Here is a 17,893-nt window from a genome sequence, read left to right on the forward strand (position 1 = left end):
GGGTGGCACCGCCGGCCCACCCCGTGCACGACGAAGGCCCGCACCCCCGGGGGGTACGGGCCTTCGTGCGACGTCCGGCGGACCGGATCATCGGTGAGTGCGGCTCATGCCGCGAGGCTCACTTGAGGGAGACGGTGGCGCCGGCGCCCTCGAGCTGCTCCTTGGCCTTCTCGGCGGCGTCCTTGTCGACACCCTCCAGAACCGGCTTCGGCACGCCGTCGACCAGGTCCTTGGCCTCCTTCAGGCCGAGGGACGTGAGCGCGCGCACCTCCTTGATGACCTGGATCTTCTTGTCGCCGGCACCCTCGAGGATGACGTCGAACTCGGACTGCTCCTCCTCGGCGGGGCCCTCGTCGCCACCGGCGGGGGCGCCGGCCACGACCGCGGCGGCCGGAGCGGCAGCGGTGACGTCGAACTTCTCCTCGAAGGCCTTCACGAACTCGGAGAGCTCGATGAGGGTCAGCTCCTCGAAGACGGACAGGAGCTCTTCGGTGCTGAGCTTCGCCATGATGGCGTTCCTTTCATTCAGCGCTTCGCGGGCCGGTCGGCCCACCAGAAGCAGGGGTTGTGTTCCAGCGCGTCCGCCTGATCAGGCGGCAGCGCCCGCCGATTCCTGCTTCTGACGCAGGGCATCGATGACTCGGGCGACCTGGGTCGGCTTGGCGTTGAAGGCGTAGGCAGCCTGGCTGATCTTCGCCTTCATCGCGCCGGCCGCCTTGGCCAGCAGAACCTCGCGGGACTCGAGGTCCGCGAGCTTCGTGATCTCCGCAGCGGTCAGGGCGTTCCCCTCGAGGACACCGCCCTTGATGACCAGTGCGGGGTTCGCCTTGGCGAAGTCACGCAGACCCTTCGCGGCCTCGACCGGGTCACCGGTCACGAACGCGATCGCGGAGGGACCCTGGAGGTCGGCGTCGAGACCCTCGACACCGGCTTCCTTGGCCGCGATGCTGGTCAGCGTGTTCTTCACCACGGCGTAGGTTGCGTTGCCGCTGAGCGACCGACGCAGCTCCTGGAGCTGGGCGACGGAGAGCCCGCGGTACTCGGTCAGCACGGCCGCGTTGGAGTCGCGAAGCCTGTTCGCGATCGCTGCGACAGCGGCTGCCTTGTCCGGCCTCGCCATGGCAATCCTTCCGGTGGTGGAGCCACCGGTCACCCCGGAAACGAGAAAGAGCCCCGGCGCAGGCGCACGGGGCTCGGATGCTCACGGCCGGAACCGGGAGATCGTCGTCGTGTCACCTGCGCAGGCCTCCGCACGTTGGCGGGACTTCGGTCTTCGGCGTCTCGGAGCGAGCTCCGGGCAGCCTGGGACGACCGGCGGTCTTGGGTTACCCGAGCACTCTACACGACGCGCCACGAGGCGTCGTCCGTCCCCGACGAGGCGCTGGTCACACCCCGCGGCACCGGCCGGACCCGGTCGGGACGCCCGCCCCGGGCCGGGCGGCGGGTCAGCCCACGTCGAGCGGGCCGAAGCAGACGAGGGGGATCGGCTCCTCCTCGCCGGCCACCGCCGTGGCGAGAGCCGTCGCGGGTGACGCACCGCCGCACAGCTCGCGGTGCAGGACCGGCATGACCCGACGAGCCACGTCGTCCCGCAACGGGGCGACCGAGGCGATGACGGCCCGCGCCCCGAGCCGCAGCAGGACGCTCGTCAGGCCGAGCGGCTCTCCCCCGACGTGGGTGCTGCCGACGCCGACGTCGCAGGACGAGAGCACCACCACCATCCCGCCGAGGTCGGTGCCGTCCAGCTCGTGGGCGAACAGGGGGCCGTCGGCGAGCCGGACGCTCGAGAAGACCGGGTTGTCCTGCTCGTGCGTACCGTGGGTGGCGAGGTGCACGATCGAGGCGTCCGCCATCCCCGCGCGGACGGCGTCGCACGTCGCCTCCGCACCCACCAGCACCGTGGCGTCGTGCCACACGTCCGCCACCGCCCACGCCTCCCGGTCGGCGTCCGCCAGGTCCGGGCCGGCCACGACCAGCGCGGGGCCGGACCGCCGCCCCTGACGTGCCGGCGCCACCCACGAGTTGACGAGCGTGGCCGCCCCCCGGCGCGACGGCAGGGCACCCCAGGGCAGCGAGGCCAGGCGATCCCGCGCCGCCACGTACAGCGGCCGACCCGCCAGGTCGAGCTCTCCGAGCAGCGTGCGGTCGAGCCAGTCGAGATCCGTCGCGAGCGAGCCGAGAGCCGCCTCCCGCAAGGGCTCCGGGATCAGCCGGTTCGCGAGGATCCGCTGGTCCGCCTGGACCCGGCGGCACCGCTCGCGTACCTCGTCGACGTCGACGACGTCGTGGAGCGACGTCCCGCGCGCGTCCACCCGGGCCGCGAGCACCCGGCCGCGGTACAGCGCCAGGTCGACGACGGCCCCCTCGGACCCGGCGTCGCGCAGAGCGCCCCGCAGCCGGCGCACCGTCGTCGGGAGCGGCACCTCGGCGTCGCCGCTCGCGTGCCACGCGCGGTGGCGGGCACGGTCCTGCAGGCGTCGGGCGTCCCGCAGCAGTCCGGCCTCCTCGTCCGTGTCGTCGGCACCGACGACCCGGGCCCTCTCCAGGAGCCGGCGTGCCTCGACGACGAGGGCCGCGGTCTCCTCGTCGGCCGACGGGCGCACCCGGCCGGCACCCGCGAAGGTCGCCCGGCCCCGTTCCACCGCGTCGAAGACGGCGTCCGCACGCCCGGTGCGCAGGGCCGCCTCGACGTCCACGGCCTGCAGCCGCACACCGTGCGCGGCCGCCGCCGTGACGGCCTCCACCGCCCCGAGCCGGAGCCGCTGGCTGGCGAGCAGCCGCTGGCCACGTCGCACGGCGGCCAGACCTGCGCGGCGGTCGCCCGCGCCGAACGCCTCCCGGGCCCGCACGACCTCGACGCTGACGCGTGTGCCGAGGGGCAGCTCCGCAGCACGGGGCAGTCGCGCCAGCCACGCGTCCGCCTCGGCGGGCCGCCCGGTACGGACCAGCACGTCGGCCGCGATGAGCGCCACGTCGACCCGCGCACGCTCCGTCCCGGGGACCCGGCACGCGGCGTCGTGGAGCTCGACCGCGTCGGCCGCCAGCCGATCGAGGTCCCGGTGCTCCCCTGACTCCAGCAGCAGCCCGTGCCGCGCCTCGAGCACTGCCACGGCGGCCACGATCTCGAGCACCTGGTGCCCGGCCCGGCGTGCTCTCCCCCGCGCGTCGCGGGCCAGCTCGAGCGCCTCGTCGTGCCTTCCGAGGCCCACGAGGCAGCGCGACCGCGCGAGCAGGGCGTCGAGCAGGTCCCGGGAGGCACCGTCCACGGTGAGGAGGTCGACGGCGCGCCGCAGCGTGTCCTCCGCGTCGGTGAGGAGCCCCGCCTCGAAGAGCACGACCGCCTTGTCCATGAGACCGACGCCCGCGTGCTCGGGCGGAGCCACCTGTGCCGCGTCGTCCATCGAGCGCAGTGCGGCGGGCAGGTCACCGCGCAGGTACCGGGCGTAGCCCAGGTTGTGCTCGGCCATCGGACGGAACACGGCCTCGGCGGCGTTCGTGGCGAGGTCCCGGCACCGCTCGAGGTCGGCGACCGCCTCGTCCAACGCACCGGTCTCGAGGTGGAGCGTGCCCCGGTTGAGCAGCACGGGCACCAGCTCGCGCGGGTCGTCGAGGCCGGCGACGGCGGCGTCGAACTCACGGCGGGCCGCCACGACGTCGCCGGTGCGCAGGAGCAGGAGACCCCGGTTGCCGCGCACCGTCGCCACCATCGCGGTGTCGCCCCCCTGCGACGCGCAGCGTTGCGCCTCGTCCAGGAGCGCCAGCGTCCGGGACGGTTCGGTACCCCGCTCCGTCTCGCACGACGCGAGTCCGATCAGGGCGCGCGCCCGGATCGCGCGGACGTCGTCCGCCCCGGCCCTCGCCGCCCCGAGCCCGTCGAGCCGCTGCAGCGCCGCCCGGTACTGACGGGCCGCCCGGACGAAGCGGCGGCGGCTGCGCGCCTGCTCGCGCGCGGCCTCGACCTCGCTCCGGATCGATGCCAGCTCGCCGTCCACGTCCACATCCCCTGGTTCGAGGGCGGACCGCCTAACGTGCGCCGGCAGGCCCGCCCGTGACCTGCGCGATCGCCCCCCATACATCTTCGCGTCGACGGGCCCGGTCGTCCAGTCTCCTCCCGGCACGCCCCCGGCGACCCCCGGCACCCGAGCGGGCGTCGAGCAGGTGCTGCGCGATCTCGGCCGCCACCACGGGCGCGGCGAACGAGGTGCCGCTCCAGGAGGCGAACCCGCCGTCGAAACCCTCGGGGTCGATGGTGGCCCGGTGCCCGTCGCCGAGCCGCTCCTTGAGCCGGACGGACGGGGTCAGCGGTCCGTCGAGGGTCGTCGGAACGGTGCTGACGACCGCCGCCCCGGGTCGCATGTGGGTCACCCACTCGCCGTCGTTGCTGAAGAGGGCGGTGGTCCCGTCCGGGTTGAGCGCGCCGACGGCCAGCACCGCCGGCAACGGGGTGCTCCGCCGTTCACGCTCCTCCGGGACCGTGACGGGCGGCTGGGCGCGCCGGTCCCCAGCAGGCGCGAACGCCGCGGGGTACTCGGGACGGGTCGACCCGTCGTTGCCCGAGGCGGCCACGACGGCAGCACCCGACTCTCCGAGGGCGTCGAGGACGCCACGGAGCGGATGGTCGATCTCGAGGTCCTCGGGACGCTCGTGGTAGTAGCCCATGGAGATCACGACGACATCGACGGGCTCGCCGTCGCCCTCGAGCGCCGCACGCTGGTACGCCACGAGCCGCTCCAGGGACTCGATGACCTCGGACTCGATGCCCACGCCCGTCCCGCCGACGGCCCGGACCGGCAGGATCCGCGCGTCGGGACAGATCTGGTGGACGATCCCGGCGATGAAGGTGCCGTGCCCCGCGACCGGGTCGAGGGGCCCCGTCAGGGGCGCCGCGGACGTGCCCCCGATCTCGGCGTCGTCCTGCCCCTGGCCGGGCACCGGATAGGTGCCGATCGGTCGGCCGTCGGGATGGAGCACGTCGCGCAGGACGACCCCGTTCCCGGTGCTCCCGCCCGGCTGGAGGCTGTAGGTGCCGAACCAGGGGTGGCTCCCCAGGCCGGTGTCGACGACGGCCACCACCGGCCGAGGGGTGCCGTCGGGCATCCGGCGCTCGTCGTCGTGCGGCGTCCGGGCGGGACGTCCCCCCTGCCAGGCGACCGGCGTGCGGCCGCCCCGGCCCGGCACGGCGTACTCGGCCATGCCGCTGAACGGGTGCGACGTGAACGGGTGGGAGGTGAAGGGGTGCGACGTGAACGGGTGGGAGGTGAACGGGTGCGACGTGAACGGGTGCGACGTGAACGGGTGGGAGGTGAACGGGTGGGAGGTGAACGGGTGGGAGGTGAACGGGTGCGACGTGAAGGGATGGGAGGTGAACGGCTGGGTGGTCATGACGTGGTCGAGGCTGAGCCGCCACGCCGTGGACTCGTCGTCGAGGTCCGCCTCCCGCAGCTCCCAGGCGTCCGGCTGGACGTCCGGCCTCTCGGTGAGCAGGTAGAGGCTCTGCACGGTCTCGTCGGCGCCCTCGCGGACGCCGAGCCGGATCCGGCACCCCTGACGACGGGACTCGGCCTCGACACGGGTGGCGGGAGACTCCGCCGGCTCGACCTCGTACAGGGTGATGCCGGGCGTCCCGGGATCGGGGATCCGGCGGCTCCGGGCCCACATCTCCGGCGGGACCTCGCCGTGCACGATGAGCCGGTCGGCGACGTACCAGGTCGACTCCACACCGCCACGCCCCGGTCGGCGGCGGACGGTGCTCGGGTCGAGGTACCTGATCGGCGGGTCGATGGGTGCGGTGGGACCAGGGGTCTCCGTCACGGTGTCCTCCAAGGACGGCGGCGCGCGTCGGTGCGCGCCGGGAGCTGGATGCAGGTCAGAGCTCGATCACCGGTGTCGTCACCGGCGTCTCGCCCTGGTGGACGAGGAGGCTCGCAGGCCCGCGCGGGACGTCGTCGAGGACGAACCGGCCGTCCGCGTCGGACAGCGTGGCACGGGTGCCGTCGGGCCGGCGCAGCTCGACCTGCAGGACCTCGGCCGGGGCCATCCAGCCGTCGACCCGCACGGTCCCGGCAGCCGAACCGACGGAGAGCGCGATCATCACCGTGAGGCGTTCGTGCGTGAAGGTGATGGTGCGGGTCTCCACCGGCGCCTCGCTGCGGACCGAGCCGACGGGGGCCTCGACGACCTGCAGCTCCATGACCTCGGTCTCGAGCCCGGCCAGCGTCATGGCGAAGAGAGCCCGCTCGGCCAGACCGTCCGGGACGGGGTCGAGGCGGTCGTCCAGCTCCGCGACGCGGGCCAGCAGGGCGGCGTCGGACGCGTCCAGCGGTGCGTCCGCACCTGGCACGTCGTCGAACTCGGTCATGTCCATGAGGTCTCCCCTCGTTCGGTCAGGACGGTGCGCAGCTTGGCCAGGCACCGCCCCCGGGTGGCGCCGATGCTCCCGACCGGCATCCCGATCGCGGCGGAGATGGCCTTGTAGTCCGGGCGGTCGGCGAGCGACACGAGGCGCAGCAGCTCCTGGCACCGTGCCGGCAGCTCACGCAGCGCGTCCCACAGGGTCCGGTCACGCTCGTTGCGCAGCAGCTCCGCCTCCGGACCCGGCGCGGCGTCCGGGAGTGTCGTCGTGGTCTCGGCGTCGTCGTCGGGCAGTCCCGTGCGACGCATGTCGTCGGTCCGGTGCTTGCGCACCGACTCCCACGCGGCACGGCGCGCGGTGACGAGGAGCCACTTCAGCGTCGCCTGCGGCTCGCTGATCGAGTCGGCATGACGCACGAGCGCCGCCCACGTCTGCTGCACCACGTCGTCGGCGGTCTCCCGGGGCACGCCCTGCGAGCGGACCGTGCGCCAGAGGATCGGCGTCGCCTCACGGACGAAGTCGGTCAGGGCGTCGGACCGGCCCTCGCGGTACTCGACCAGCGCCTCGGCGGCGCGGTCCCCCAGGCTGGAGGTCTCGGCAGGACGCGTCATGTCTCCTCGCGGTGTAGGCGTGGTGCTGTCCGGCTCCGGCGGACACCACGAGCCTAGGGCGGCCTCCTGCCGCCCGCGGTCGCCGGTGTCGTGACCCATCCGATTTCACCCCCGCTCGGCGTTCGTCATCAGCAGGGAGGGGGCGTCGAGCCTGGTGATACATCCCGGTCGGAAAAACGTCCGCCCTGCACGACGAAGGGCCCGGCACCCTCACGAGGAGGATGCCGGGCCCTTCGGACGGCGACCGAGGATCAGGCCTCGGTGAGCTTCGTCGTCTTGGACGGGTCGAGCGGGATGCCCGGACCGAACGTCGTCGACAGCGTCGCCTTGGAGATGTAGCGGCCCTTCGAGGCCGACGGCTTCAGACGCAGGATCTCGTCCAGCGCGGCGCTGTAGTTCTCCACGAGCGCGGTGTCGTCGAAGGAGGCCTTGCCGATGATGAAGTGCAGGTTCGCGTGCTTGTCGACGCGGAACTCGATCTTGCCGCCCTTGATGTCGGACACGGCCTTGGTGACGTCCATGGTCACAGTGCCGGTCTTGGGGTTCGGCATGAGACCACGCGGGCCCAGGACCTTGCCGAGACGACCGACCTTGCCCATGAGGTCGGGGGTCGCGACGGCCGCGTCGAAGTCGGTGTAGCCACCGGCGACCTTGGCGATGAGCTCGTCGCCGCCGACCTCGTCGGCGCCGGCCGCGACGGCCTCCTCGGCCTTGGCCGCGTTCGCGAACACGATCACTCGGGCGGTCTTACCGGTCCCGTGCGGCAGGTTCACGGTGCCGCGGACCAGCTGGTCCGCCTTGCGGGGGTCGACGCCCAGCCGCAGGACGACCTCGACGGTCGCGTCCGCGTTCTTCGAGGCGGTCTCCTTGGCGAGCTTCACGGCCTCGAGCGGCGTGTACAGGTTGTCGCGGTCGATCTTCGCCGCGGCGGCGCGGTACGCCTTGCTGCGCTGTGCCATCTGCGTTCTCCTTGCTGCAGTCGTGGTCGTCGGGTCGGCGCGGACCCTCCCACGTGCCCGACGGCGGTCGTCGGGTCTTCGTCGTCCGTCCGGCCCCGCGGGGGCCGGACGGTGCGTCGCTCGGCGGCTCGTGCGGCCGCCGAGCGACTCCGTCACTCGGCGACGGTGATGCCCATGGAGCGGGCGGTGCCGGCGATGATCTTCTTCGCGGCCTCGATGTCGTTCGCGTTGATGTCCGGCATCTTGGTCTCGGCGATCTCGCGGACCTGGTCCTGCGTGAGCTGGGCGACCTTGGCGCTGTGCGGGGTCGCCGAACCCTTGGCCACGCCGGCGGCCTTCTTGATGAGCTCCGCGGCCGGCGGCGTCTTCGTGATGAAGGTGAAGGAGCGGTCCTCGTAGACCGTGATCTCCACCGGCACGACGTTGCCGCGCTGCGACTCGGTCGCCGCGTTGTAGGCCTTGCAGAACTCCATGATGTTCACGCCGTGCTGACCCAGCGCGGGGCCGATCGGCGGGGCCGGGTTCGCGGCCCCGGCCTGGATCTGGAGCTTGATGAGGCCGGCGACCTTCTTCTTGGGAGGCATGGTGCATCTACTTTCTGATCGTGGGCCGACGCCGTGGGCGATGACCCGGTTGCAGGGGTTGCCGCTCGGGCGGCGCACCGGAGGACCGGTGCGTCGGTCAGAGCTTGGCGACCTGGTTGAACGACAGCTCGACCGGGGTCTCCCGGCCGAAGATGGAGACGAGGACCTTGAGCTTCTGGGCCTCGGCGTTGATCTCGGAGATCGTCGCGGGCAACGTGTCGAACGGGCCGTCCGTGACGGTGACCGACTCGCCGACCTCGAAGTCGACCTCGATGGCGGGCTGGGCGGCCGCCCCACCGCTCTTCGCGGCGGCCGCGGCGGGCTTCGCCGGCGCCTCCTCGAGCATCGTGGGGGCGAGCATCCCGAAGACCTCGTCGATGGACAGCGGGACGGGCTGGTGGGTGTGGCCCACGAAGCCGGTCACGCCGGGCGTGTGGCGCACGGCGCCCCACGACTCGTCGGTGAGGTCCATCCGCACCAGGACGTACCCGGGGATCCGCACGCGACGGACGGACTTCTTCTGCCCGTTCTTGATCTCGGTCACGTCCTCCATGGGGACCTCGACCTGGAAGATGTAGTCCTCCATGTTCAGGCTCTGGGTGCGGTTCTCCAGATTGACCTTCACACGGTTCTCGTAACCGGCGTACGAGTGGATGACGTACCAGTCGCCGAGCTGCCCACGCAGCGTGCGGCGCAGCTCCTCGGCCGGGTCCTCGACCTCGTCGGCGCTCGCGTCGTCCGTGCCCTCCTCGGGCTCCGACGTCTCGGTCGCGCCGTCCTCGGCCGGCTCGGTGGTGTCCGCGTCCGCGGGCACGTCGAGGTCAGCCTCGGCGCCGTCGGCGTCGGGCTGGGTGGGGTCGACGTTCTCCGTCTGCTCCAGAGGATCCTGGGACACGAACGAACCTGCTTTCTGGCTTCGGATGGGGTGGTGCGGTCCGGGGCCGGGTGGGGCCGGCTCAGCCGTCCCCGAAGAGCCAGAAGGCTCCGAGACCGAGGACGTAGTCGAGCGCGGTCACGAACAGCATCGCGATCGTGACGAACACGATGACGACGATGGTGTAGTTGATCAGCTCCGAACGGGTCGGGGTGACGACCTTCCGGAGCTCACCGACCACCTGGCGGACGAAAAGAGCGATCCGGGCGAAGACGTTGCGACGCTCCTTGCCCGAACCGGCGTCGTGGGTCCTGCTGGCCTCAGCCGGCAACTCGCTCACTTCGACCTACCCCGTTTCGCGATCACACCGCAGCCACGCCGCCTGCCGACGACGCACCCACGGCACAGACTCCTGGCGTTCCGGGTCACGCGTGCGCGTGGCCCCGCTGCGCGGCCCCGCGGGGGATCACGCTGGCAGGGTAGACAGGACTCGAACCTGCAACCTGCGGTTTTGGAGACCGCTGCGCTACCAATTGCGCCACTACCCTTCGTGCTCGACGACACCTGGTCGGCACCCGCGAGGGCGCGATCCAGCATGGTGATCGTCAACCACCGAGGGACTACTGTACGCGACCCGAGAGGCTGGGTCGAACCACGTCCCTCCACCGACCGGTGGACGGGCCCGTCCGCCGACCGCTCGGCTGAGGGGTGCCACACTGTGCAGGGTGCGTGACCTGGCAGACCTCCCCAAGGCCCACCTCCACCTGCACTTCACCGGATCGCTGCGGGTGTCCTCCCTGCGCGACCTCTCGGCCGCCTACGGCGTCCGGCTGCCGTCGGCGCTGACCGACGGGGTCGCGCTGCGTGTCCCGGCGACGGAACGCGGATGGTTCCGGTTCCAGCGCCTGTACGACGCCGCCCGCCACTGCGTGCGGTCCGAGGCCGACATGCGCCGTCTCGTCGACGAGGCCGCCGCCGACGACGCCGCGGAGGGTTCCGGACGCCTGGAGCTGCAGGTCGACCCGACCTCCTACGCGCCCTTCGTGGGCGGGATCACCCCGGCGGTGGAGATCGTCCTGGACGAGGCCCGGGCCGCGAGCGCCCGGCACGGGCTGGAGGTCGCCGTCGTCGTGGCGACCTCCCGGATGAAGCACCCGCTGGACGCCCGGACCCTCGCGCGGCTCGCCGCCCGGTACGCCGGCGAGGGCCCCGGCGAGGTGGTCGGCTTCGGGCTGAGCAACGACGAGCGTCGCGGCGACACCGGCGACTTCGCCCGGGCGTTCGCCATCGCACGGCGCGCGGGGCTCGCCTCGGTGCCGCACGGCGGCGAGCTGCTCGGCCCGGCGCACGTGCGCGAGGTCGTGGGGGCCCTGGCACCGGACCGTCTCGGGCACGGCGTGCGGTCGATCGAGGACCCGGCGCTCCTGGGCTCGCTCGTGGAGTCGGGGGTGGCGCTGGAGGTCTGCCCGGCGTCCAACGTGTCCCTCGGCGTGTACGAGCACGACGAGGACGTCCCCCTGCGCCAGCTCGTGGACGCGGGAGCGCAGGTGGCGCTCGGCGCCGACGACCCGCTGCTGTTCGGGTCCCGCCTGCTGGACCAGTACGAGACCGCCCGCACCGTGCACGGGTTCTCCGACCCCGAGCTGGCCGAGCTCGCCCGGTCCTCGATCCGGGCCTCCCGCGCGACGGAGGGCACCAAGAAGCGTCTGCTGGACGGCGTGGACGACTGGCTGACCACCTGAGACGCCCGTCCGCAGGTCACGGGACGGTGTCGATCGGGTGCCGGTCGGTCGCGTCGGCTCGCCGCGTCGCACCGGACGGTGCACGGTAGGAGTCCACGGCCGGTCCCCCACCACCGGCCGCCGGACCGGGAGAGGTGGCGGCATGGTCTCGACGCACGCGGTGCGACGTCGCCGGGGCGCCGTGGCGACGGCGGTCGCCGTGATGCTGCTCCTGCCCGGGTGCGCGACGCTGTCCGAGCTCACGGCGGCGGACCCGCAGCCGGCCTCCTCCCCGTCGGCCGGGGTGGTGCCGTCGCCGATCGACCCCGGACCGTCGCAGCGGCCGCCCGGGTCCGCGCAGGAGGCGGCCCTCCCGACGCCGCCGGACCCGACGCCCTCCGCCCCGACGAGCCCGGCACCGTCCGCACCCGCTCCCTCCGCCACGCCGGAGCAGGAGGCGCCGGACGCGGAGCAGGACGAGCAGCAGGGGACGCCGAAGGAAGAGAAGAAGAAGGAACCCGCGGTCGAGGAGACTCGGGAGACCGAGGAACCGCCCGCGCCGGAGCCGCAGTACCTGGAGGTCGGCTCCAGCGGCCCCGCCGTGCGCGACCTGCAGGAGCGCCTCGTCGAGCTCGGGTACTTCCTCCCGGCCGTCGACGGGCAGTTCGGCCCCCAGACCCAGCAGGCCGTCTGGGCGCTGCAGAAGGCCGGCGGGCTGTCACGCGACGCCGTCGTCGGCCCGCGGACGCGGGCGGCGCTCGCCGACGGCGTCCGCCCGGCCCCGGTGTCCTCCGCGGGCAAGGTCGTCGAGATCGACCTGGACCGCCAGCTGCTGCTGGCCGTGCAGGACGGCAAGGTCGTGCGCACGTTCAACGCCTCGTCCGGCAACGGGGAGACGTTCGAGGCCAAGGGGCGCTCGTACCGGGCGCGTACCCCCACCGGCACGTACGCCGTCTACATGGAGCGCGACTACCTGCACGAGTCCACGCTCGAGCTCGGGGCCATGTACCGGCCGAAGTACTTCACCGGGGGCATCGCCGTGCACGGTTCACCCTCGATCCCGCCGTGGCCGGCCTCGCACGGGTGCATCCGGGTGTCGAACTCGGCGATGAACTGGCTGTGGGACTCCTGGGGCGTCCCGCGGGGCACGACCGTCGTCGTGCACTGACCCCCGCGCGCGCAGGAGGTCAGAGGGCGAGACCGACCAGGACCGGTTCCGGCTCCAGCTCGATCCCGAACTCGTCGCGCACCCCGTCACGCACGGCGCGGGCGAGGGACACGACGTCCTGCGCCGTCGCGCCCCCACGGTTGGTCAGTGCCAGCGTGTGCCGCGTCGACAGCCGCGCCGGGGAGTGCTCGCCGGCCAGCCCGAAGCCCTTGGTGAACCCGGCGTGCTCGATCAGCCACGCCGCCGAGGCCTTGACCCAGCGCGGGTCGATCTCGTCGGCCGCCGTGCCGGACGTCACGGTGCGCACGGGGAAGCGCGGGGCGTCGGCGGGGAGGTCCTCGGCCGCCGTCGCGGGCACGATCGGGTTGGTGAAGAACGACCCGGCCGACCAGCGGTCGTGGTCCGGCGTCGGGGCGCCGCCCACGCCGTCGAGCAGCATGCCCTTGCCGGCGCGCAGCTCGAGGACCGCCTCGCGCACCGCGGTCGACGGCGCGCGCTGCCCGACCTCGACGCCCAGCCGCTTCGCCAGCTCGGCGTACCCGATCGGGGCCGAGAGCGACCCGAGGCGCATCTGCAGCCGGACGTCGAGGACGACGTACCGCGGCGTCGGGTACCAGAGGTCCTCGCCCGGGGCGCGCTCGCCCCGCATGGTGCGCTTGAGCAGGCTCGTGCGGTAGCCGAAGCCCAGCTCGCTGAGGGTCAGGGTGCGCCGCTGCCCCGCGGCGCGGTCCCAGACCCGCACCGCCGCCACGACCCCGGAGACCTCCTGGCCGTAGGCGCCGATGTTCTGCACGGGTGCGGCGCCCAGGGTCCCGGGGATCCCGGACAGCGCCTCGACGCCCACCCACTCGTTGGCGACGGCCTGGGCGACGAAGGTGTCCCAGTCCTGCCCGGCCGGGAGGGTCAGCGTCGCTCCGCCGCACGCGCCCTCGTCGACGTCGCAGGAGGCCGACAGGTCCGCGTCCAGCCCCTGGCGGACGTCCCGCACGACGACACCGTCGAACCCCTCGTCCGAGACGAGCAGGTTGGACCCGCCGCCGACCACGAGCAGCGGCGCCTCGGCCTCGTCGGCCGTCCGGATCGCGTCGATGAGCTCGGCCTCGCTGGTGACCTCGACGTACCGGTCCACGGGCCCGCCGACGCGCAGCGTCGTGAGGTCGGACAGGTTGGGGGCGGCGTCCGGGCCGAGGGCGGTGGGGGTCGCGCCGCCAGGGCGCGCGGCGGTCTGGCTCACGGGTCCAGCGTAGACGCGCGCTCGGGAGGTCGTGCCGCACCGGCCGCGAACAGGCCGACGACGACCGGCACCGCCAGCACCAGCAGCGCGAGCCGGTAGCCCGTGTAGTGGGCGAGGAAGCCGATGAGCGCGGGGCCGACGAAGAAGGCGGCGTAGCCGATCGTCGCGACCACCGAGACGCGCAGCGCCGCCCGCGAGGGCTCGTCGGCCGCCGCGGACATGCCCATCGGGAACCCGAGCCCGGTGCCGACGCCCCACAGGAACACGCCGGCGAGCGCGAGCGGCAGGGACGGCAGCAGGGCGAAGAGCGAGACCCCGGCCAGCGCCGCGAGACCGCCGCCGCGCAGCACCGCCACGCGTCCGAAGCGGTCGATGATCTGGGTGCCCACCAGCCGGGTGACGGTCATGGCGACGAGGAACACCGCCAGCGCCAGCGCCCCGACGCCGCCGCCGGTGTCGAACCCGTCGACGGTCGCCAGGCTGACCCAGTCGTTGGCGGCACCCTCGGTGAGGGCCGCCGCGAGCACGACGAGCCCGATGAGCAGGGTGCGCGGCTCGCGCCAGGTCGCCAGGGTGTCCCGGACGGAGTGCCCGCGGGCCGGCTCGACGGCGGTGGCGGGGTCGGCCGCGGCGTCCAGGCCGCCGGGGTCCGTCCCGTCGGCCCCGGGGTCACGGGCCGGCAGCAAGGCACGCACGCACAGCGCCACGGCGACGGCCTGCAGCACGACGACGGTGACCAGGTGCGCGGTGAGCGGGACCCGCGCCCAGGCCGCGAGCGCCCCGGCGCCCGCGCCGGCCACCGTGCCGAAGGAGAAGGCGGCGTGGAACCGGGGCATGATCGCCTTGCCGAGGCGTTGCTCGACGACGGCGCCCTCGAGGTTCATCGCGGCGTCCCACACGCCCATGCCCGTGCCGGCGACGAACAGTCCGACCCGGACCAGCCAGGGCAGCCCCGCGTCGATGGCGAGGGTGGCGAGGGTGAAGCCGACGGCCGACAGCACCGCGAAGCCCAGGACGGTCCGCGCGGCGCCGAGCCGCGAGGTGATCATCCCGGACAGCGGCAGGGCGCAGATCGACCCGAGCGAGGCCGTGAGCAGCAGGACGCCCATCTGGGCCTCGGAGAAGTCGAGCCCGTCACGGACGGCGGGGATGCGCGAGGCCCAGGTGGCCATGCCGAACCCGGCGGCCACGAAGACCCCGTAGACCGCCACGACGGCGGCACGGAGCGGGCGCGGGGCGACACCGGTGGGGACGGAGGTGCTCACCTCTCGACGATCCCCGATGGCACCGGCGCGGTCAAATCGATTCGACATGCGCTCACGGGTAGGCTGACGCCACTCGTCGGGCCGCAGGAGGAGAGGCATGGGCCGCCGCACACCGAGCAACAGACCGACGCTCGCCCGCGTCGCCGAACGCGCCGGCGTCTCCGTCTCCACCGCCTCTCTCGCCTTCTCCGGGTCGGGGCCGATCACCCCGGAGACCCGGGACAAGGTGTTCGCCGCGGCCACCGACCTCGGCTACACCGGCCCCAACCCCCTGGGCCGACAGCTGCGCCGCGGGCGGTCCGGCATCATCGGCGTCGTCATCGGCGACCACCCGCGCCGCGCGTTCCGCGACCCGGTCGCGGTCCAGGTGCTCGACGGCCTGGTCGACGCCCTCGGCACCGAGAAGCTCGGCGTCCTGCTCATCCCCGGCGTCGACGGGGGCGAGGACGCCGTCGACCCGTTGATCGAGACCGCGGCGATGGACGTCGCCGTGCTCGTGTGGGGGGTGCTGACCAAGGACCCGACCCTGGCCGCCCTGCAACGCCGCGACGTGCCCGTCGTCGTCGGGGAGGGACGAGCCGTCGAGGGAGCTCCCCTCGTCGCGCTCGAGGACCGGGCCGGCGCCGCCGAAGCGGTGCGCCACCTGGTCGAGCTGGGACACACGCGGATCGCCGAGATCTCCCTGCCGTTCGGGCGCGGGGAACGCTCGGGACCGGTCGACGCCGACCGGATCAGCCGGGCCGACCGGACCCCGACCGTGCACCGCATGGCCGGGATCCGGGACGTCGTCGAACCCGTCATCACCTGGGAGACGCCGGCCTCCCTGGTGGAGCACGGGCGGGACGCGGCCACCGAGATCCTCGGCACCTGGGTGCCGGCCTCGGAGCGGCCCACCGCGATCGTCGCCCACTCCGACCTGCTGGCCGCGGGTGCCGTCATCGCGGCCCGCGAGCTCGGTCTGCGCATCCCCGAGGACGTCTCCGTCGCCGGGTTCGACGGCCTCGACCTGCCGTGGCTGTCCCCCGACGTGCTGACCAGTGTCCACCAACCGCTGCGGGAGAAGGGCACCCGGCTCGGCCAGGCCGCGATCGGCCTCCTCGCCGGGGAGGAGCCGACGTCGGTCTCCCTGCCGGTCGGGCTCGTGCCCGGCACGACGACCGGTCCGGCACCCGTCGGCTAGCGCCCCCGCCGCCGGCTAGCGCGGCGGCATCACCGGCGTCGGCAGGTAGACCTCTCCCCCGGCCGCCCGGAACTCGGCCGACTTCGCGGCCATCCCCGCCTCGGCGGCCGCGACCCGCTCCTGCTGCGCGGCGGCGTCGCCGAACTCGTCGCGGATGTCCTGCGAGATCCGCATCGAGCAGAACTTCGGGCCGCACATGGAGCAGAAGTGCGCCGTCTTGGCGGCCTCGGCCGGCAGCGTCTCGTCGTGGTAGGACTCGGCCAGCTCGGGGTCGAGCGACAGGTTGAACTGGTCCCGCCAGCGGAACTCGAACCGCGCCTTGCTCAGGGCGTCGTCACGCGCCGTCGCGCCGGGGTGCCCCTTGGCGACGTCGGCGGCGTGCGCGGCGATCTTGTAGGTGACCACGCCCGTGCGCACGTCGTCCCGGTTCGGCAGGCCGAGGTGCTCCTTGGGCGTGACGTAGCAGAGCATCGCCGTGCCGTAGCGCGCGATCTCCGTCGCGCCGATGGCCGAGGTGATGTGGTCGTAGCCCGGCGCGATGTCGGTGACCAGGGGCCCGAGCGTGTAGAACGGGGCGCCGTCGCACAGCTCCTGCTGCCGCTCGACGTTCTCGCGCACGAGGTGCAGCGGCACGTGCCCCGGCCCCTCGACCATCACCTGCACGTCGTGCTCCCACGCGCGCCTGGTCAGCTCGGCCAGGGTGTCGAGCTCGGCGAACTGGGCGGCGTCGTTCGCGTCCGCGATCGACCCGGGCCGCAGCCCGTCGCCGAGGGAGAACGCGACGTCGTAGGCCGCGAAGATCTCGCAGAGCTCGTCGAACCGCGTGTACAGGAAGTTCTCCTGGTGGTGGGCCAGGCACCAGCCGGCCATGATCGACCCGCCGCGGGAGACGATGCCGGTCACCCGCTGCGCGGTCAGCGGCACGTACCGCAGCAGCACGCCCGCGTGCACCGTCATGTAGTCGACACCCTGCTCGCACTGCTCGACGACGGTGTCCCGGTAGACCTCCCAGGTCAGCCGCGAGGCGTCGCCGTCGACCTTCTCCAGGGCCTGGTAGATCGGCACCGTGCCGATCGGCACCGGGGCGTTGCGCAGCAGCCACTCGCGGGTCGTGTGGATGTCGTCGCCGGTGGACAGGTCCATCACCGTGTCGGCGCCCCACTTCGTGGCCCACTGCAGCTTCTCCACCTCCTCCGCGATCGAGGAGTGCACGGCGGAGTTGCCGATGTTGGCGTTGACCTTCACGGTGAACGCCTTGCCGATGATCATCGGCTCGGACTCGGGGTGGTTGACGTTGTTCGGGATGATCGCCCGCCCGGCGGCCACCTCCGAACGCACGAGCTCGACGTCGACCCCTTCGCGGATCGCGACGAAGCGCATCTCGGGGGTGATCTCGCCGCGGCGGGCGTACGCCATCTGGGTGATCCGGGCGCCGCCGGCGCTGCGGCGGGGCCGGCGGCGGGCACCCTGCCACTCGGCCGAGGCGGCCCCGCGGCGGGTCGCGCCGCGGCCGTCGTCGGCGAGGTCCCGGACACGGCCGGTGTACTCCTCGGTGTCGCCGCGCTCGACGATCCACGCCGTGCGCAGCGCGGGGATGCCCCGGGTCGGGTCCCCGCCCGGGCCGTCCGTGCGGTAGACCCGCACCGGGGGGTTCGCCGACCCGTCCGGCGAGTCGGCCAGGGTGATCTCGGTGACCGGGACGGTGATCCCGGACCGGGGGTCGCGCTCGACGGCGAGCGCGCGTGACGGTGCGTCGTTCTGCATGTGTGCTCCTGCTTCCTACGCCGGCATGACCCGGTCAGGTTCGACGGTCCGGACGGCGACAGTCCGATCTCAGCCCTTGCCAGGGCTCCCGTGGGATCACGAGCAACGTAGCACGTCAGCGGCGTGCACTGCTGTGGGCATGGAATCGGCGGCCCTCCATCGATGGAGGGCCGCCGATTCC

At 73.4% G+C, this 17,893-nt stretch carries 16 protein-coding genes, 1 tRNA gene and 1 riboswitch; of the genes, 3 read left to right on the forward strand and 14 right to left on the reverse strand.

Translation table 11 applies throughout. The features are described 5' to 3' along the window. Positions 1–118: 118 nt before the first annotated feature. From rplL to HLI28_RS05125, 11 genes are all read right to left on the reverse strand, one after another. A complete protein-coding gene (rplL, locus tag HLI28_RS05075; protein ID WP_171246417.1) occupies positions 119–508 on the reverse strand; it encodes a 50S ribosomal protein L7/L12 in 390 nt (129 codons plus the stop codon). Positions 509–589: 81 nt separating this feature from the next. After that, positions 590–1,120 carry a 50S ribosomal protein L10 gene (rplJ, locus tag HLI28_RS05080; RefSeq protein WP_171246418.1) on the reverse strand — a complete coding sequence of 177 codons (531 nt, stop codon included), beginning with the start codon at positions 1,118–1,120 and terminating at the stop codon, positions 590–592. Positions 1,121–1,445: 325 nt separating this feature from the next. Beyond that, positions 1,446–3,992 carry a CHAT domain-containing protein gene (locus tag HLI28_RS05085; protein ID WP_171246419.1) on the reverse strand — a complete coding sequence of 849 codons (2,547 nt, stop codon included), beginning with the start codon at positions 3,990–3,992 and terminating at the stop codon, positions 1,446–1,448. A gap of 31 nt (positions 3,993–4,023) precedes the next feature. Beyond that, a complete protein-coding gene (locus HLI28_RS15905; RefSeq protein ID WP_171246420.1) occupies positions 4,024–5,718 on the reverse strand; it encodes a S8 family serine peptidase in 1,695 nt (564 codons plus the stop codon). Positions 5,719–5,866: 148 nt separating this feature from the next. Further along, positions 5,867–6,364 carry a hypothetical protein gene (locus tag HLI28_RS05095; protein ID WP_171246421.1) on the reverse strand — a complete coding sequence of 166 codons (498 nt, stop codon included), beginning with the start codon at positions 6,362–6,364 and terminating at the stop codon, positions 5,867–5,869. Further along, positions 6,355–6,963: an RNA polymerase sigma factor gene (locus tag HLI28_RS05100; RefSeq protein WP_246246411.1), complete on the reverse strand. Its 609-nt coding sequence runs from the start codon at positions 6,961–6,963 to the stop codon at positions 6,355–6,357. Before HLI28_RS05100 ends, HLI28_RS05095 begins: the two co-directional genes overlap by 10 nt. Before the next feature lie 251 nt (positions 6,964–7,214). Beyond that, entirely contained in the window at positions 7,215–7,922 is a 708-nt protein-coding gene (gene rplA / locus HLI28_RS05105) for a 50S ribosomal protein L1 (protein WP_171246423.1), read from the reverse strand. 152 nt (positions 7,923–8,074) lie between these two features. Beyond that, positions 8,075–8,506, reverse strand: a complete 432-nt coding sequence (gene rplK, locus HLI28_RS05110) for a 50S ribosomal protein L11 (protein WP_171246424.1) — start codon at positions 8,504–8,506, stop codon at positions 8,075–8,077. Between the two features lie 97 nt (positions 8,507–8,603). Further along, positions 8,604–9,401 carry a transcription termination/antitermination protein NusG gene (gene nusG / locus HLI28_RS05115; RefSeq protein WP_171246425.1) on the reverse strand — a complete coding sequence of 266 codons (798 nt, stop codon included), beginning with the start codon at positions 9,399–9,401 and terminating at the stop codon, positions 8,604–8,606. Between the two features lie 61 nt (positions 9,402–9,462). After that, positions 9,463–9,711 (reverse strand): preprotein translocase subunit SecE, encoded by a 249-nt coding sequence (gene secE, locus HLI28_RS05120; protein WP_216077399.1) that lies wholly within the window; start codon positions 9,709–9,711, stop codon positions 9,463–9,465. Positions 9,712–9,852: 141 nt separating this feature from the next. After that, positions 9,853–9,928 (reverse strand) — tRNA-Trp (locus HLI28_RS05125). Positions 9,929–10,105: 177 nt separating this feature from the next. Between HLI28_RS05125 and HLI28_RS05130 the strand changes: the two genes are divergently transcribed. Then, complete coding sequence (locus HLI28_RS05130) at positions 10,106–11,122, forward strand: adenosine deaminase (RefSeq protein ID WP_171246427.1); 1,017 nt, start codon at positions 10,106–10,108, stop codon at positions 11,120–11,122. 142 nt (positions 11,123–11,264) lie between these two features. Further along, positions 11,265–12,269 (forward strand): L,D-transpeptidase family protein, encoded by a 1,005-nt coding sequence (locus HLI28_RS05135; RefSeq protein WP_246246412.1) that lies wholly within the window; start codon positions 11,265–11,267, stop codon positions 12,267–12,269. Between the two features lie 19 nt (positions 12,270–12,288). On the opposite strand, the gene HLI28_RS05140 is transcribed toward HLI28_RS05135, so the two are convergent. Both HLI28_RS05140 and HLI28_RS15460 read right to left on the reverse strand, forming a co-directional pair. Then, the gene (locus HLI28_RS05140) at positions 12,289–13,503 is read right to left on the reverse strand and encodes a UDP-N-acetylmuramate dehydrogenase (protein WP_171246428.1); all 1,215 of its coding nucleotides are present in this window, start codon (positions 13,501–13,503) and stop codon (positions 12,289–12,291) included. Then, the gene (locus HLI28_RS15460; RefSeq protein WP_343035668.1) at positions 13,500–14,768 is read right to left on the reverse strand and encodes an MFS transporter; all 1,269 of its coding nucleotides are present in this window, start codon (positions 14,766–14,768) and stop codon (positions 13,500–13,502) included. The genes HLI28_RS05140 and HLI28_RS15460 overlap by 4 nt, the downstream gene beginning before the upstream one ends. A gap of 97 nt (positions 14,769–14,865) precedes the next feature. Between HLI28_RS15460 and HLI28_RS05150 the strand changes: the two genes are divergently transcribed. Further along, positions 14,866–15,948: a LacI family DNA-binding transcriptional regulator gene (locus HLI28_RS05150; RefSeq protein WP_171246430.1), complete on the forward strand. Its 1,083-nt coding sequence runs from the start codon at positions 14,866–14,868 to the stop codon at positions 15,946–15,948. A gap of 15 nt (positions 15,949–15,963) precedes the next feature. Here the strand turns inward: HLI28_RS05150 and thiC are convergent, their stop codons facing one another. Continuing rightward, entirely contained in the window at positions 15,964–17,712 is a 1,749-nt protein-coding gene (gene thiC / locus HLI28_RS05155) for a phosphomethylpyrimidine synthase ThiC (protein ID WP_171246431.1), read from the reverse strand. Beyond that, a riboswitch (TPP riboswitch) is annotated at positions 17,708–17,814 on the reverse strand. (Overlaps the previous gene by 5 nt.) Between the last annotated feature and the right edge of the window lie 79 nt (positions 17,815–17,893).

Origin of the sequence: Isoptericola sediminis (genome assembly GCF_013085345.1) — a bacterium.
In the GTDB taxonomy this organism is placed as follows: Bacteria; Actinomycetota; Actinomycetes; order Actinomycetales; family Cellulomonadaceae; genus Isoptericola; species Isoptericola sediminis.